This is a genomic window from Ensifer sp. R1-3 (assembly GCF_056739175.1).
The window spans coordinates 208,625-224,052 of the sequence record NZ_CP096517.1; the positions used below are offsets into that span (position 1 = coordinate 208,625).

The 15,428-nt window shown below is 60.3% G+C and carries 18 protein-coding genes; 7 read left to right on the top strand and 11 right to left on the bottom strand.

Annotation, left to right across the window (positions count from 1 at the left end):
* Positions 1-5 precede the first annotated feature (5 nt).
* The 5 genes from M1D43_RS25945 to M1D43_RS25965 all read left to right on the top strand — a co-directional run bounded on the left by M1D43_RS25945 (position 6) and on the right by M1D43_RS25965 (position 4,950).
* Positions 6-698 carry a GntR family transcriptional regulator gene (locus tag M1D43_RS25945; RefSeq protein ID WP_015242615.1) on the top strand — a complete coding sequence of 231 codons (693 nt, stop codon included), beginning with the start codon at positions 6-8 and terminating at the stop codon, positions 696-698.
* The gene (locus M1D43_RS25950; RefSeq protein WP_014528236.1) at positions 695-2,287 is read left to right on the top strand and encodes a sugar ABC transporter ATP-binding protein; all 1,593 of its coding nucleotides are present in this window, start codon (positions 695-697) and stop codon (positions 2,285-2,287) included. The genes M1D43_RS25945 and M1D43_RS25950 overlap by 4 nt, the downstream gene beginning before the upstream one ends.
* Positions 2,253-3,248, top strand: coding sequence for an ABC transporter permease (locus M1D43_RS25955; protein WP_015242614.1), 996 nt, complete (start codon positions 2,253-2,255; stop codon positions 3,246-3,248). The genes M1D43_RS25950 and M1D43_RS25955 overlap by 35 nt, the downstream gene beginning before the upstream one ends.
* Before the next feature lie 29 nt (positions 3,249-3,277).
* On the top strand, positions 3,278-4,243 hold the full coding sequence (locus M1D43_RS25960; protein WP_013845074.1) for a substrate-binding domain-containing protein: 966 nt from the start codon (positions 3,278-3,280) through the stop codon (positions 4,241-4,243).
* A 119-nt stretch (positions 4,244-4,362) separates the two neighbouring features.
* A complete protein-coding gene (locus tag M1D43_RS25965) occupies positions 4,363-4,950 on the top strand; it encodes a DJ-1/PfpI family protein (protein WP_014990328.1) in 588 nt (195 codons plus the stop codon).
* 169 nt (positions 4,951-5,119) lie between these two features.
* Here M1D43_RS25965 and M1D43_RS25970 read toward each other — a convergent pair whose 3' ends face one another.
* The 11 genes from M1D43_RS25970 to M1D43_RS26020 form a co-directional block, all read right to left on the bottom strand.
* Positions 5,120-5,470, bottom strand: a complete 351-nt coding sequence (locus M1D43_RS25970; protein ID WP_015242611.1) for a DUF2200 domain-containing protein — start codon at positions 5,468-5,470, stop codon at positions 5,120-5,122.
* Between the two features lie 232 nt (positions 5,471-5,702).
* Entirely contained in the window at positions 5,703-6,371 is a 669-nt protein-coding gene (locus tag M1D43_RS25975) for a L,D-transpeptidase (RefSeq protein ID WP_015242610.1), read from the bottom strand.
* Between the two features lie 29 nt (positions 6,372-6,400).
* On the bottom strand, positions 6,401-7,438 hold the full coding sequence (locus M1D43_RS25980) for an EscU/YscU/HrcU family type III secretion system export apparatus switch protein (RefSeq protein WP_498814676.1): 1,038 nt from the start codon (positions 7,436-7,438) through the stop codon (positions 6,401-6,403).
* Complete coding sequence (locus tag M1D43_RS25985; protein ID WP_015242608.1) at positions 7,435-8,286, bottom strand: tetratricopeptide repeat protein; 852 nt, start codon at positions 8,284-8,286, stop codon at positions 7,435-7,437. Before M1D43_RS25985 ends, M1D43_RS25980 begins: the two co-directional genes overlap by 4 nt.
* The gene (locus M1D43_RS25990; protein ID WP_015242607.1) at positions 8,283-8,726 is read right to left on the bottom strand and encodes a hypothetical protein; all 444 of its coding nucleotides are present in this window, start codon (positions 8,724-8,726) and stop codon (positions 8,283-8,285) included. The genes M1D43_RS25985 and M1D43_RS25990 overlap by 4 nt, the downstream gene beginning before the upstream one ends.
* Positions 8,716-10,059: a type II and III secretion system protein family protein gene (locus M1D43_RS25995; protein ID WP_015242606.1), complete on the bottom strand. Its 1,344-nt coding sequence runs from the start codon at positions 10,057-10,059 to the stop codon at positions 8,716-8,718. Before M1D43_RS25995 ends, M1D43_RS25990 begins: the two co-directional genes overlap by 11 nt.
* A gap of 79 nt (positions 10,060-10,138) precedes the next feature.
* Complete coding sequence (gene sctV, locus M1D43_RS26000; protein WP_015242605.1) at positions 10,139-12,286, bottom strand: type III secretion system export apparatus subunit SctV; 2,148 nt, start codon at positions 12,284-12,286, stop codon at positions 10,139-10,141.
* Entirely contained in the window at positions 12,283-12,618 is a 336-nt protein-coding gene (locus M1D43_RS26005; RefSeq protein WP_015242604.1) for a hypothetical protein, read from the bottom strand. Before M1D43_RS26005 ends, sctV begins: the two co-directional genes overlap by 4 nt.
* Complete coding sequence (locus M1D43_RS26010) at positions 12,615-12,995, bottom strand: hypothetical protein (protein WP_015242603.1); 381 nt, start codon at positions 12,993-12,995, stop codon at positions 12,615-12,617. Before M1D43_RS26010 ends, M1D43_RS26005 begins: the two co-directional genes overlap by 4 nt.
* A 24-nt stretch (positions 12,996-13,019) precedes the next feature.
* Positions 13,020-13,931, bottom strand: a complete 912-nt coding sequence (locus tag M1D43_RS26015) for a SctD/MshK family protein (protein WP_015242602.1) — start codon at positions 13,929-13,931, stop codon at positions 13,020-13,022.
* 121 nt (positions 13,932-14,052) lie between these two features.
* On the bottom strand, positions 14,053-14,214 hold the full coding sequence (locus tag M1D43_RS26020; RefSeq protein ID WP_015242601.1) for a hypothetical protein: 162 nt from the start codon (positions 14,212-14,214) through the stop codon (positions 14,053-14,055).
* Positions 14,215-14,580: 366 nt separating this feature from the next.
* Between M1D43_RS26020 and M1D43_RS26025 the strand changes: the two genes are divergently transcribed.
* Positions 14,581-15,234, top strand: a complete 654-nt coding sequence (locus M1D43_RS26025; RefSeq protein WP_017275981.1) for a hypothetical protein — start codon at positions 14,581-14,583, stop codon at positions 15,232-15,234.
* On the top strand, positions 15,231-15,416 hold the full coding sequence (locus M1D43_RS26030) for a hypothetical protein (protein ID WP_017275980.1): 186 nt from the start codon (positions 15,231-15,233) through the stop codon (positions 15,414-15,416). The genes M1D43_RS26025 and M1D43_RS26030 overlap by 4 nt, the downstream gene beginning before the upstream one ends.
* The last annotated feature ends 12 nt before the right edge of the window (positions 15,417-15,428 follow it).

The window sequence follows — 15,428 nt, forward strand, 5'->3', positions numbered from 1 at the left end:
GGAGAATGGTAGTGGCAATTGCAGCGGAGCGGGCAAGCAGGGGGGCTGGTATTCGCCCGACGAGTGTGGTCGAAGGCGTCTACGACAGCATCTATCACCGGCTGATGTCGCTCGATATTGCGCCTGGTGCACGCATTCCGATCGATGTCCTCGCTCGCGAACTCGGCGTTTCGCAGACGCCGATCCGCGAGGCCCTGAGCCGGCTGGAACGCGAGGGCCTCGTTCGCAAAGAGCACCTGATCGGCTATAGTGCAGCCCCGCAATGGACGCGCAAGCAGTTCGAAGACCTCTATGCCTTTCGCCTGCTGATCGAACCCGAAGCTGCCCGGCTTGCCGCCGCCAATATGACTCCGGAGGCGCTCCAGCAGCTCGAGAATTCCGCCGCCGACATGGGCCACGGCGAGGCGCCGGTCGATCGTAACACACGCTACTCCCGCTTTGCCCGCGCCGATGCGCAGTTCCATGACGAGATCCTGAAAATCGCCGGAAACGACGTGATCCGCAGCACTCTGTCGAACCAGCATGTCCATCTGCACATCTTCCGGCTGATGTTCCATATCCGGGTGACTCAGGAGGCGCTCGAAGAGCATGAGAGCCTGCTGGCTGCCTTCCGGGCGCGCGATCCGCAGGCCGCACACGATGCCATGCGCGTCCACATCGAGCGCTCGCGCGACCGCTTGCTTTCGGCTTTCGAATGAACGCGGCTCTGCCTTCCAATGCGGTCGCGCCGCCGCCAAACCGTGCTGTTGCCGCACTCGCGGCAGAGGGCCTTGGCAAAGCCTACGGCCCGATTACCGTCCTTTCGGACGTCACGCTTGAGGTTCATGCTGGAGAGGTTCACGCCATTATCGGTGAGAACGGCGCCGGAAAATCGACGCTGATGAAGCTCCTTTCCGGCCATGTCGTCCCAACGGCCGGCCACTTGCTCCTGGAGGGCAAGTCGGTCGAGTTCCGAAATGCGGTGGAGGCGGAGAACGCCGGCATCGTACTCGTGCACCAGGAAATCCTGCTCGCTTCGGACCTCACCGTTGCGGAAAACCTGTATTTGGGTCGCGAGGTCGGCCGCGGTCTGCTGGTCAATGACAAGGCGATGAACAGTCGTGCCGCCGAACTCCTCGCACGGGTCGGTTCAGCGGCGCGGCCGCGCGACCGTGTGGGTGAGCTGCCGCTCGCCCAGCGCCAGCTCGTGCAGATCGCGCGTGCCCTTCTCGATGAGCGAAAGGTCATCATCTTCGACGAGCCTACTGCGGTTCTCGCAAACGACGAAGTGGCGGCGCTGCTCGACATCGTTCGCAGCTTGCGCGATCACGGGGTTGCGGTGCTCTACATCTCCCATCGTCTCGATGAGGTTCAGGCTCTTGCCGACCGGATCACCGTGCTTCGTGACGGCCGCATGATCGGAACCTGGCCCGCGGCAGGCCTCGGCCAGCGGGAAATGGCGGAACTGATGGTCGGGCGAGAGCTGGACATGCTCTATCCGCATAAGCGGTCAGCCACGACCGCTGCTCCGATCCTGTCAGTCACCAACCTTGCCGTCGACCACGGCTCGCAGACCGTCTCCTTTAGCGTCAGCCCCGGCGAAGTGCTGGGTATCGGCGGCATGGTCGGGGCGGGTCGTACCGAACTGATCGAGGGCCTGATGGGCCTTCGTCCGTCAGAGGCTGAAAGCATCGTCCTGAACGGCCGGGAGATCGGGAGCCGCTCCGTCCGTACCCTAATGGACGCCGGACTGGTTTACCTGACCGAGGACCGCAAGGGCAAAGGCCTGCTCCTGGAGGAGAAGCTCGGTCCTAACCTCACCCTGCAGGCGCTGGATACGATCAATCCGGGTGTTTTTCTGGACAAGCAAGGTGAGCTTTCCCGCCTTCGAAAGGCGGTGGCTGATTACGACATTCGCGTGCGCTCGATGCGCCTTGAAGCCAGCCAGCTTTCGGGCGGGAACCAGCAGAAGCTACTTCTTGCCAAGGTCATGATGGCCGATCCGTCGGTGATCATCATCGACGAGCCGACGCGCGGGATCGATATCGGCAACAAGAGCCAGATCTATGACTTCATCGACGGGATGGTGCGCGCCGGCAAGGCCTGCATCGTCATCTCGTCGGAAATGCCGGAACTCGTAGGTCTTGCCGACCGTGTGCTGGTGATGCGTGCCGGGAGGATCGTCGCTGAGCTACGCGGCGATGAAATCAATGAGGAAAATGTCGTCTACGCCGCCACGACCGGTGGGTGCGCGGACGTCGGGGAGGAGAAACATGACCGTAGCGACAGCAACACTCGCACCAACTAACGAAGGCGCGCGCATCCGTTGGGCCGATCTGGCGCCTTTCATCGCCCTTGCGGTGATCGTACTGTTCGGGGCGCTGGTGAACCCCAATTTCGTGTCGTCGGCCAATCTGATCAACGTCATCACGCGGAGCGCCTTCGTTGCGATTATCGCCGTCGGGGCGACCTTCGTGATCTCGTCCGGCGGGCTCGACCTGTCGGTGGGTTCGATGATGGCCTTCGTCACCGGTATCATGATCATGGCGATGAACCATCTCGCCCCGGCCTTTGGAGCCTGGGCGATTCCGATGGGAGCGGGCGTGGCGCTGCTGGTCGGAGCGCTATGCGGCCTCTTCAACGGGCTTATCGTGACCGTCGGGCGAATAGAGCCCTTCATCGTCACGCTGGGCACGATGGGCATTTTCCGCGCCTTCATCACCTTCATGACCGACGGCGGCTCGCTGCCCATCGATCGCAGCCTCCGGGAAGCCTATAGACCGGTCTATTTCGGCAGCGTCTTCGGTATTCCATATCCGGTGCTCATCACGTTCGTGGTGGTCATGGCTGGCGCCTTCCTGCTCTACAAGACCAAGTATGGCCGCCGCTTGAAGTCGGCAGGATCCAATGTGGAGGTCGCGCGCTTTTCGGGCGTCAACGTCGCCGGCGTGCGCACCGGCGCCTACGTGATCCAGGGCTTCTGCGTCGCCGTCGCTGCGATTTGCTATGTGCCCCGCCTCGGCGCGGCGACGCCAACGACCGGCCAGCTCTGGGAGCTGCAGGTCATCACCGCGGTCGTGATCGGGGGCACGCTGCTCCGCGGCGGGCGCGGACGCATTGGCGGCACGGTGGCCGGCGCCCTCATCCTCGAGGTGATCGCCAACGTCATGGTTCTGTCGGACTTGGTCTCGGAATATCTCGTCGCCGCCGTTCAGGGAGCGATCATCATCATCGCCATGCTGGCGCACCGCTTTACTGCCAACCGCTGAAAACAGCACCGACTTCGAAGGAGGAGAAAATGAAGTCTATTATCCGCAAGGCTGGACTCTTGTTATCGACGGCTACCCTGGTCCTGGCTCAGCCACTGGGCACCGCTCAGGCCCAGGAGAAGAGGATTGTCGCCGTGTCGATTCCGGCCGCAACGCATGGATGGACGGGAGGAGTCGTCTACCATGCGGAACAGGCTGAGAAAGAGGTCGAGGCCGCGTTTCCGAATGTAGACGTCGTGCTGTCGACCGCGTCATCGGCGACCGCTCAGGTCTCCGCGCTTGAAGACCTGTCGGCGACCCGGAAGCTCGACGCGCTGGTCATTCTGCCGTTTACGTCGGAGGAACTGACAGGACCGGTCGAGCAGATCAAGAAAAACGGCACCTTCATTTCCGTGGTCGACCGTGGCCTCACCGACCCGACCATCCAGGACCTCTATGTCGCTGGCGACAACATCGCCGTGGGTGCCAATACCGCGCGCTGGCTTTCCGACAAACTTGGCGGGGAAGGCGAGATCGTCGTCTTGCGCGGCATCCCGACCGTGATCGACGACGAACGCATCAAAGGCTTCTCGGACGTCATCGACAAGACGAACATCAAGATCCTCGATATCCAATACGCCAACTGGAACCAGGACGAAGCCTTCAAGCTCATGCAGGACTATCTTGCAAAGTACCCGAAGATCGACGCCGTCTGGGCCAACGATGACGACATGTTGCTCGGCGTTATCGAGGCCGTCGACCGTGCGGGCCGCAAGGACATCAAATATGCGCTCGGGGGCAACGGCATGAAGCAAGTCATCGAAATGGTGAAGGAAGGCAACGAGCGCACACCGGTCTCGACACCCTATCCGCCGTCGATGATCAAGTCGGCCATCTATATGACAGCGGCACAATTCGCTGGTCAGGCGCCTATGCGCGGTTCGTTCCTGCTCGGTGCACCGCTTATCACTCCGGAGAACGCCGACCAGTTCTACTTCCCCGATTCCCCATTCTGAGTCTCACCCGGCCCAATGGCCGAGCATCGATCAAACACGAGAGCGGGGTGAGGAAAAATATGTGAGGTTTCCACCCGCATTCCGCGTCTCAACTTATCTAAGGCAACAGGAGATATGACATGACCGGCAAGAAGATCCTCATGCTGACCGGCGAATTCACCGAAGAGTACGAAATCTACGTTTTCCAGAAGGGCATGGAGGCCGTCGGCCACACGGTGCACGTCGTCTGCCCAGACAAAAAGGCGGGCGACCGTATCAAGACCTCTTTGCACGACTTCGAGGGCGACCAGACCTACACGGAGAAGCTCGGCCATTATGCCGACATCAACAAGACCTTTTCCGAGGTGCGGCCTGAGGAGTATGACGCCGTCTATGCGGCGGGCGGACGCGGCCCGGAATATATCCGCACCGACAAGCGCGTTCAGGACATGGTCCGGCATTTCCACGACACGGGCAAGCCGATCTTTACGATCTGCCATGGCGTGCAGATCCTCATGGCTGTGCCTGGCGTGCTGAAGGGCCGCAAGGTCGCCGGCCTTGGCGCCTGCGAGCCAGAGGTGACAGCTGTTGGTGGGACCTACATCGACGTGGAGCCCACCGGGGCCTATGTCGACGGCAACATGGTCTCGGCGAAGGGGTGGACGGGCCTTGCCGCATTCATGCGCGAGTGCCTGAACGTGCTCGGCACGAAGATCACCCACACGTAATGGATTGAGGGTGAGATCGACGACGGCGTGCCCTCGGGTGGTCGGCCCGAGGGAGATTGCTGCCAAAGCCAATCGGGTGACGTGCGCTCTGCTGTAGCAGGAGCGGTGGCTCGACCGGACGTCGCTCCTGACTGTCGAACGCGTGATCCATAATCTGAAACGCGGCTGATTACTTTCGCAGGATTTTCTCCATCGCTTTCCCCTTCGCGAGTTCATCGATCAGCTTGTCCAGGTAGCGGATCTCCCGCATAGTCGTATCCTGGATCTCTTCCACGCGGACGCCGCAGATCACCCCTGTAATCAACGCTCGGGAGGGATTCATCCGAGGTGCTTGCGCAAAGAAGTTCTCGAGGCTGGTGCTCTTCGCCAGCTGGTCGTCCAGGGCCTGTGGGCCATATCCCGTCAGCCAACAGATGATTTCATCGACCTCCGCCTTCGTGCGTCCTTTCTTCTCCGCCTTGGCGACATAGTGCGGATAGACGCTCGCGACGCTGACCGAATAGATGCGATGTTTCTCCATGTGTCCTCCTCAGGGTTTCGCGAGACAGTGATTGATAACTGATTTGTCCTTCTGCTTATCCGAGTCCAATGCCTTGAGATTTAAGGTTCCGGGGGCCCCTGCCATTCAAGCCGCCATGTCGCGCCTTGCCTGAGGTCTTGAACAAGCGTCTTCAGGAGTGGTTGGCTCTTCAATGCACAACGGGGTGGTATGTCTGACGGCCGCCTCCATCTGGAATCGCTACGCTAAGTAGCTAGAGGACGACCACTTTCGCCCCGATCTTCACCCTTTCGTACAGGTCGATGACGTCCTCGTTCGTCATGCGGAAGCAGCCTGACGATGAGGAGCGCCCGACACTTTCCGGCTCGTTCGAACCATGAATGCGGTAGAGAGAATTACCGAGATAGAGGGCCCGCGCGCCGAGCGGATTGTCAGGCCCGCCGACCATGTGCGTCGGCAAGTCCGGTCTTCTGGCACGCATGTCCGCCGGCGGGCGCCAATCCGGCCAGGGGCGTTTGGCGGTCACCATCTCGGTTCCGCGCCAGCCATAGCCTTCTCGACCGACGCCCACGCTGTAGCGAGTTGCTGTTCCACCAGGCTCGACGTAGTAAAGAGCATATTCGCTCGTGTCGATGATCACCGTGCCGGGAGCTTCCCCGGTGCTGTAAGCCACCCGATGCCTCGGCACGAAGGCGCCTGTCTCTTCGTGGCGACCATTGTGGCGGTACTGCCGCGGCGGGTAAGCGGACGGCGACATCAGGAACTGGATGTAACCGTCTTCTATCCAGACCCGATTGTTTTTCTTGTCCATCAATGGAGGCGAAGGCTGTTCCGCATATGCTTGGCTGGCTGCCGCCAATGAAAGTGCCGTCAAGAACAGCGGCACAACGACGCGTTTCACCAGTGTTCTCAAATTGGACATGTGATGCTCTCCATCGAACGTTGAGACGCTCAAATCAAACCGTTGGCGACCAGGGCATTCGCAACCTGCTGAAAGAGCCGATCTGGAACCGGCGCCCCGATAGGGGTCCTTTCGAGATCGGCGGCGAGTGCCGCATCGATCGTCAACGGAATTCCTTTCTTCCTCGCCTGATCCCGCATCGCGGACCCGGCCGCGTCCGTGGCACGGCAGACGATGAGCGGAACGGGCGTTTCGCCGCGTACATACCTGATTCCGACCGCTCCCGACCCGCCATCCCCGATCAACAGTACGGCATTGGACAGACCGGTTTTGGTCGCGCCGACCAGGCCGGCGAGTTTGCGGCGCTCCTGCCTGATGAGCGGATCGCCTTCGGTATCCTTGTGCTCACGTTTGCTCTCGGACTTCGTCATGCGCATTTCGCGCATAAATAACCAGCGTTGGAGAAAAACGTCGAAAGTGCCCATGACGACGAATGCGGCAATTGCGATGAAGGCCGTGGTCTTGAGCATGGAGAGGCACAGCGCGTGCAGGCACATGAAACCGCATGTCGGCGCTTGGAACAATGCCTTCAGGCCCGCATGGAAGACGACGGAAAATGCAACCGAAAGCGCCAGGATTTTGAACAGCGCCTTGCCGAACTCGACGATGCTTTTCAGCGACGTCAGGCGCTTCAAACCGGTTGCCGGATTGAGGCGACTGAAATCCGGTTCGACCGGTTTCACCGAGAACACGAATCCCCTGGTGATCGCGACATTGGTGACCAGAATCGCGACGATCGTTATGCCAAGGATGGGCAGCACTGTTGTCCAGAGGGCGTAGACGGCGATGGTGCTCAGTCGGTACCAGACATCCGCGAACGGACGCCCGTAGATATGTGCCGCCTCATCCAGAAGAACGTCGATCTTCACCTGCAGACGCGGAGCGACATAGAAGAGGTAGAGGGTGCAGAAAAGAATGACGATGGCGGAGACCATGTCAGGGCTATGAAGCACTTGGCCCTTCTTGCGAGCATCCCGGATCTTCTTTTCGGATGCCGGAAGGGCTTTTTCTTCGCTTGTCTCGCTCATGTGACATCGTCCTTGGCCGATGTCAGGAGGCCCACCTCCTGAGCGCGCCTCGCAGGATCCGAAATGGACCGCAGTTTCGCAGCCTTCGCCAGGATCTGATTCTTCTGCCTGGCTGACATGTCGGGCACGTCGAAGGCGCGCGCCTTCTCGGTCTCTCCCGCCATCGCCAGCACGATCAGATAATTGACGAAGTGCCTTCTTTGCGCGAGCGGCGATCCGACCACGTTGCCCATATGTATGACGGCCCGTGGCAGGTCGTTCGAGAGTGCTTGGGCGAGTGCGAGATTGGTTGTGGTGTCCAGATTGGCGGGTTGCAGCGACAGGGCCTTGGAAAAGGCCTCTTCCGCCGCCGCGCCATTACCGCTGAAGACGAGGGCGGTACCCAGCCGATTATAGGCGACGACGGAGTTAAGAGCCTGCGCAGCCGGGACTAGGGTGCGCGCGGCCGACTCGGCTTCACCTTTGCGCAACTGTGCGGTACCGAGACCGAGCAGCGCCTCCGCGTCCTGGGGATTGACCTGCAGGGCCGCGCGGAAAGCCTCTTCTGCGCCCTCCGCATCGCCAGCCTTCAGGCGTGCATTGCCGAGGCGGACGCGCAGCGACACGTCACCCGGCGCGTTTTCAGCGGCGCGCTCGTAAAGCGCCAAGGCTGTCGCACTTTCCCCTTTGGCCTCGATGCTCTCCGCAATGCTGAGCAGCTTCTTCTGCCCACTCGACGGTTCGTCCTTCTCGTTCTCGGCAGACGTCGTCGTGCATGACGAAAGTGCGAGCAGCGCAAGGAGAGCGGCAACGCTCCTCTTATTGCCGGCACCATGCCGACCGAATTGCAGGAAGGAATCTACAGTCATTCTTCACCTGTAATGTTCGTCTCGCCGCGCCGCCTGCGGCCCTCCTCGCCGTGTCCGTCAAGATAGTTCTTGGCGGCGCGTGCTACCGGAGCGGCCATCGCCGGACCCATCTCGCGGCCGTGGATGAGATCTCCCTGGTTGTGCGCCATGAACTGCAGATTGAGATTGTTGGCGCAGCCGGGTGGCAGATAGAGCGGCTGATCGGCGGTATCGGGGGTGATGCAGGCGTCGGGTACCAGAACCTGGCGCTCCGCCACGTCATAGCCCTTGTGCACGATGCCCGCCTTTGCCGCTGCCCCCTGCATCGGAATATAGCTGTAGTTGGGAGAATACGGCTGCGGGTGTGAACCACTGCAGGCGCCGGTGCTCAGCGATAGGGCCACCACCAGCACCAGTCGGACCTTCGCCACACCATCCTCTGCCGGACGATCATTCCACATAGAAGCCGTATCCTTTGTTGACGACGGGCTTGGTCTTGCTGCGAGGGGACGTGATGGCCCCGGAGGGGCTGTCCAGCGGCGTTTTCATCGTTCGCTCGGAGGTGGGCGAGACCAGATACGGCGTGATCAGGATGACCAGTTCGGTCTCATTGCGCTGGAACCGCTTGGACTTGAACAGCTCTCCGAGGATCGGGACGTCGCCGACGACAGGGGTTTTGTTCAGCGTCTGCGATTCCTGCCGCTGGAATAGACCCGCAATTGCAAAGGTCTGGCCGGTTCCGACCTCGACCGTCGTGTCGGCCCGGCGGATCCTAAGGGACGGCACCACAAGCCCGCCGATTGAAACCACACTGTCCTGGGAAACGCTGCTGACCTCCGGGCGCACCTGCAGGGCGATTCGGTTGTTCGGCAGGAGCGTCGGCGTGAACTGGAGCGAGACGCCGAACTGCTTGTATTCTATACCGATTTGGTCATCGCCGACTGGCACAGGTACCGGAATTTCACCGCCGGCGAGGAAGCTGGCGGTCTGACCCGTGACGGCGGTGATGTTCGGCTCCGCCAGGATCGTCAATATGCCGTTCGCCTGCAGCGCGTCCAGCAGCACGTTGACGTTCACATGATCGCCCCTGGCGCCGATCGCGATGCCGGTGTCGTCCTCGTTGCTGGCGCCGCCGGTCCGGATGATGCCGAATGAAAAGGACCCGCTGTTGACGAAGGCACTCCAATCGATGCCGAAGCGCGTCAGTTCGTTTCGGGCGACTTCCGCAAAGCGTACGCGAATATTGACCTGATTGGTCCCGGTCATCGTCGTGTTGTTGAGCGCCGGCTTGTCCGGAGTGGAGTAGCTCTGCAGGACGTTTTCCATGTCCATCGCTTCGCCGACGTTGCGGGTCTGCCCGGTGCCGACATACTGACCGCCGAACAGACTTATGTCGACCTTTGTTGTCGGCTGCAGCGCCAGGGCCGATTGCTCCGCAGCGCGCGGATTGCCGCTGACGCGCACCTGCACGGTGCCGCGTGTGCTCTGGTCGGCGCTCAGGGCAATCAGGTTCGTGTCACCGATTTTCGTTGCATAGATATAGACTACGCCCGGCGAGACGACGCGCACGTCGGCGATTGCCGTGTCCGCGAGAAAAACCGACTCAACCGGTTCGTCGAAACGCAGGATCTGACCTGCCCCAACAGTGAGCTCAAGCACCTGACCGTTAATGGCGTCGACCTTTACCTGCGCATTGGCCGGCCCTACGAGAAGGCTGGACGAAAGCATCAACATCAGGATGAACGAGATTATTTTACCTGCGGCAATCGCGCGAAAACATCGCAAGCTCAGCATTCCATTTCCTATTGTTCCCCTCACCGGCGGCCCCGCGCCGGCAAAACTCAACTAAGTCTCGTGACTGTCCCCACCGAGTTCATTGGCGCGTGCCTGGGAGCTCCGCCACCCCGGTCACCGGGAGCGCGATATATCCAAGGCATTGGACGCTGAATTCCGCGGAGATCTCCTGGTAGCAAAGAACCGCCACGTTCAAATCGTGGCGCGCCAGAAGATTTCTGACGTGGCGCCGGATATCGATCGATGTAAGGATCGCGGTGCGGAGATGAGAATCAGATTTTTCCTGTCGCATTTTCAGTTCTTCCAGGATCGGCGCCGCCAACCGCTCCGGAATGCCACCGTTCGGCCCGTTATTCTTCTCGACCGCAGTTCTTATCTCGTCCTCGAGAGGCCGCGTCAAAAGATAGGCGCAAATGATCCTGTTGCTGTCGGCGAGACGGAAGGAGATTTGTCGGCTGAGGCTCACCCGCACGCTGTCGGTCAGCGCCTGTACCCCCTGTATCTGCGCGCCGCGCTCGGCAACGGCCTGGAGAATGATACGCATGTTGGTGATCGGAACGTCTTCCTCGAGTAATCTGCGCAGCACATCAGCAAGCTTCTGCGCTGAAACAGCCTCCAGAACCTCTCGGATCAGATCGCCATAGACCTCCTTTAAGCGGCTGAGCATGGCACGCACCTCCTGTGCGTCGATGAACTCCGGCGCATAGCGGCGCAGCACGCGTTCCAGAAGCGTGATGACGACGTCGTCCGCCTCGCAGTAGCCGACCCCCGCAGCGTCCAAAACCGCCGCACGCGTTTTCTCGACCCAGACGAGCCTCAGTCCCAGGAGGTCCGGTTGGGTAACATAGGGCACCGACATGATGTCGAGGTCGACCGTTTCGTCCCAAATCATGACATGATCGAGCGGCAGCCCGGTCTCGAGGACTGGGACGCCTTCGAAAGCGACACGAAGCCCGCTCCGTTCCTGCCGAGGATCCATAACGAGGCCGATCGCCGGAACACGAATGCCGAGATCCTCGAGGATCGCTGCAGCGGACGCTTCGGTTCGTTCGGCAAACAAGTCGGGCGGAATCGCCTGGGCAAGTTCCTCCCCCAGCGACACGGTAATCCTGTGCGCGACTCCACCGAGCTCGCCGGAATTGGTGGGTAAGGTCCCTGCAATATGGTCGACGACGGTCCCGCCGGAGGACATCGGCCGGGGCGCCTCACGCGGCATCGGTGCTGGCCCTAATGCATCCTCATCAGCGCTTCGGCGATGTGCGGCATAGGCGAGGAGTCCGGCCGCGGCGGCGAGAAACCAAAAGACGAGCAACGGGAAACCCGGAACAAGGCCAAATCCGAAGAGGATGGCCGCCGCGAGCGCCAGTGCGCGATCGCTCGCGCCGAGTTGGCCGAGGATTTCCGAGCTCAAGTCCTGTGGGCGGCGGCCGGACGGTACGCGCGTGACCACCGCGCCGGCGGCCACCGCCATCATCAACGCCGGGATCTGTGCTATCAGGCCATCCCCGACGGTCAGCAGTGAATAGGTATGTGCCGCTTCGCCGACCGTCAGGCCTCGTTGTAAAGATCCGATGGTGAGGCCTCCGATGAGATTGATCGCGATGATGATGAGGCCTGCGACCGCATCTCCCTTGACGAATTTCATGGCCCCGTCCATGGCGCCGTAGAATTGGCTCTCCCGCTCGAGCTCATCGCGCTTCTGGCGGGCTTCCTGCTGGTCGATCTCGCCGCTGCGCGCTTCATTGTCGATGCTCATCTGCTTGCCCGGCATAGCGTCGAGGGCAAAGCGCGCTCCGACCTCGGCGACGCGCTCGGCGCCCTTGGTGATCACCACGAACTGGGCGACGGTGATGATCAGGAAGACGATGAGCCCGACGAGCACGTCGCCGCCGACAACGAAGTCTCCAAAGGCCGAGACGATCTGCCCTGCATCGGCCTCGGTCAGGATAAGACGCGTCGTGGTGATCGAAAGAGAGAGGCGAAAGAGCGTCCCGAGCAGAATGATCGATGGCAGAGACGAGAACTGCACGGGGCGAGACACATAGAACGCGCCGATGAGGATCAGCAGGCTGTAGAAGAAGTTGAATCCGATCAGCGCATCTACCAAATAGGTCGGCATCGGGATGATCATCATCGTGATCGCGAGCATCACCAGTGCCGCAACAACGATGTCCGACCGTCGAGCGGCGGCTCTGGCGAATTGGTTGAAGGTGGCGATCGCGCTCATGTCGTCACCCTGGCCTGAAGATAGTCTTTGAACGCAGCGCGCGCCTCGTCTTCCCGCCCACGCAGCCAATGTGCCCTGCTTCTCAAGCGTGAAAGATCCGGATCGGCCTTGCCGGAAATTTCATCGATGCGATTGATAGCGGCGATTGCGCGCGTCGCCGCATCCGTAGCGATGAAAGCTTCGGCCAGGGAATGCAGTATCGAGGCATCTTCCGGAGCCATTCTTGCGGCAAGCAACAGGAAGACAAGGCCGCGCTCATGGTGTCCGCCGCGACAATAGAGCGAACCCAGCGCATGGAGAAATTCGACACTGTCGGCGCGTTGCTGCGTCAACTGCTTTGCGCCTGCATGAGCCGGCGCTGAAGATCGCGCCTGCTTTCGATTTCTTCGTTCAGCATCGAGGCCGTGAGCTTCGCGATATCCTCATCGAGGTTCAGACCCGGCAAGACTTCCTCGACGACATAGTTCAGTATCTCCTGAGAGCGTAATAGATCGAAAAGGCTGGCACTCGAGAGCCTTGCCCGTCCCCCTGCCGCGCTCGCACGGGAGCCACTTGCCTGCGCCGTCTTCTGCCTCGCCTGGCGGACTGATTGCAGGAGCCTGGCGTCGAACGCTTGCGACTGCGCCTCGACAGCCGCATCAGGCCGCACTGAAACCGCGCCCGGCTGAGCGCGGTTGCGATTGTCGTGTCGGCGAACCTCCAAGCTCATTGCGTCGTCCTCGTCCTCATGTTGTCAGAAGCGAAGCGTGAATTCTTCCCCCTGCCGCCCTGCCGTCAGGCTGCCGTCGCGGATATCCTTGATGTACCAGCCATCCTCGAGTGCGGCGCCCTTGTAGAGGCGTGTACCATCGGCGCTGATCGCATAGGGTGTTTCGCCGAACCAAACGGCTTGCAGATTGAATTTCGGGGAGGTTTTCGGAACGGCCTCGCCGACCTCGCTCGTGAGAACGTAGCGGTCGCCATAGGTTCGATCGAACCAGCTCTGGACGCCGTTCCACGACTCGCGGCCTTCGTCGTCGACCGCGCCGGAAACGGAGAACCGGGCTCCGTCCGTCTGCACCCGAAGATCACGCAGGCCAGCCTCCAGGAGCTTTACCGAAAGGGCTGACGATACATCCTCCGGGGAGAGCGGGTGGGGAGGTACGCCGCCGGTCGTCACAGTTTCTGCGCTGAAGCTCGTGATGGAAGGGGATCTGTCGACGTCAGCCACTCCGGCCTGGACGGCGGCGATGGTGAGGAGCGAGAAGGCCGCCGCTGTACCACCCGCAATCCACTTTACGCGCATGGGCCGCTGCGTCCTACTGCCCGATTGAGTCCGCCCCGGTTCCGAAAGGCTCAGGCGCGCGCTGCCAAGCGAAACCATCACAGGCGTTTTGACCTGGAGACCATGGCCGACGGGAACAGTCGTTTCATCGACGACGACATCGGCTCCGATTGCCTCGATCATCACCTTGGAACCGGCAAACTGCAGTCGCATATGGCGATCACTGACGTCGTGGTCGCTCAACATGAGATCACAATCCGCGGCTGAGCCGATCAAATAAGAGCCCTGTGCCAAGGGCAAAGAAACGCCGCTGTGGACACCTTTGAGAATATCCAGCGTCAAATCGGTAGCAGCATTCCTCAAGACCAAACTGGATGTCATCGAACGCTCACCTCGCCAATCTAGACAACGACCTCGCCCTCGGGGGGTGGTCCCGACAATTCCAAGTCTATGCAACGGAGATGAAAAGGGGCGGCGGCGAGCCGCCCCTTAAGCTTAGCGCTTAGCCGTTCGGACGCTGCTTCGCTGCGTCGAGGGCCACCTTCTTTTCGGTCGTGATCTTGGTGATCTCAGCAGACTTTTCGATAGCCTTGTCAAAGGCTTCCGTCATTGTCTTGATTGAATTGTCCGAAGTTTGCGTACCGCCTACACCGGAAACTGCCATTGTCTTCTCCTTGATAAATCGGCCGGCTCCGGAGCAATGCCCGGAAGTCGGCTGAGAGGTCTTATCGAGTCGACTACCCCTGCATCGGGGCCCGCAATGGTTAAAGTTGAAGCCGGAAAATGACAATTTGCAAGCGCATCACATAATGTTTCAGTGTGTAATTCTTCGTGAATTCAGTGATTAGACGCTCACAGCAAATGTCATGCAATTGTCATGGAATCAAACTACCAGTATAAATTCACGGTTTTTTACCCTCTTCTTGTTTAACGGCCGTAGCTGCTTGTTTTTATCCCAACTGCGAGTTGCGCGACCGAACATACTGTTATAGCTTTCGCTGACTTGAGGCGGACAGTCGGAACGTTTGACATGAAGAACGTCATGCTTGCGAGGAGCTTCTGTATGTTTGCTGTCTCTATATTAGCGATCTCGACCCCGACGTTTGCGGGCGCTCCGCCGTGGTACAACAGTGGCTACAGCTATGTCCTGATCAACCAGGACGTTCGCGACGCACTCAAGGAGTTCGGTCGCAATCTTTCGATTCCAGTCGTTGTGTCCGAGAGGATCCGCGGTCAGGTTCGCGGTGAGATTCGTGCGGAAACGGCCAAGGACTTCCTCGACAGGCTGACGCAGGCGAACGGACTGACCTGGTATTTCGATGGGTCGATATTGCACATCAATGCCAGTGACGAGTTCTCCACACAGATCATCGATATTGGCAGGGCAGATGGCCCTTCGGTCATACACGAGATCGAGCGGCTGGAGCTCATGGACGACCGGTTCTCAATTCGGGCGACAGCCAATGCGCCAGCGCTTCGCGTCTCCGGACCACCTGCATTCATTGCGATGGTGAAGCAGGTCGTTTCATCGGTACAGCCGCCTCCGAGAGCCCAGGTAGACGACCCACGCGTTCGTATATTTCGCGGCGGTCAGCACAAGGAGGTAGAGGCCGACCTCGTCGAGGACGGTCGTCAAGCGACCAATTCCCAGACCAGCGACACTCAGCAGGAGGGCAAAAGATGACCGGATCGATATCCGCGACAGCTCAGGCATCCGTTCAGACACAGAATGCGAACCCCTCACAGGCGCAATTTGAAGAGGCGCTGCAGCAGGCGGTCGCAGCAGGCGGTAGTCAACTGATCGGACAGGAGATGATGAAGATCGCTCAGGAAATCCTCAACGAAGCCTTGTCTGACGAGGAATAGTCGCTCTAGCAA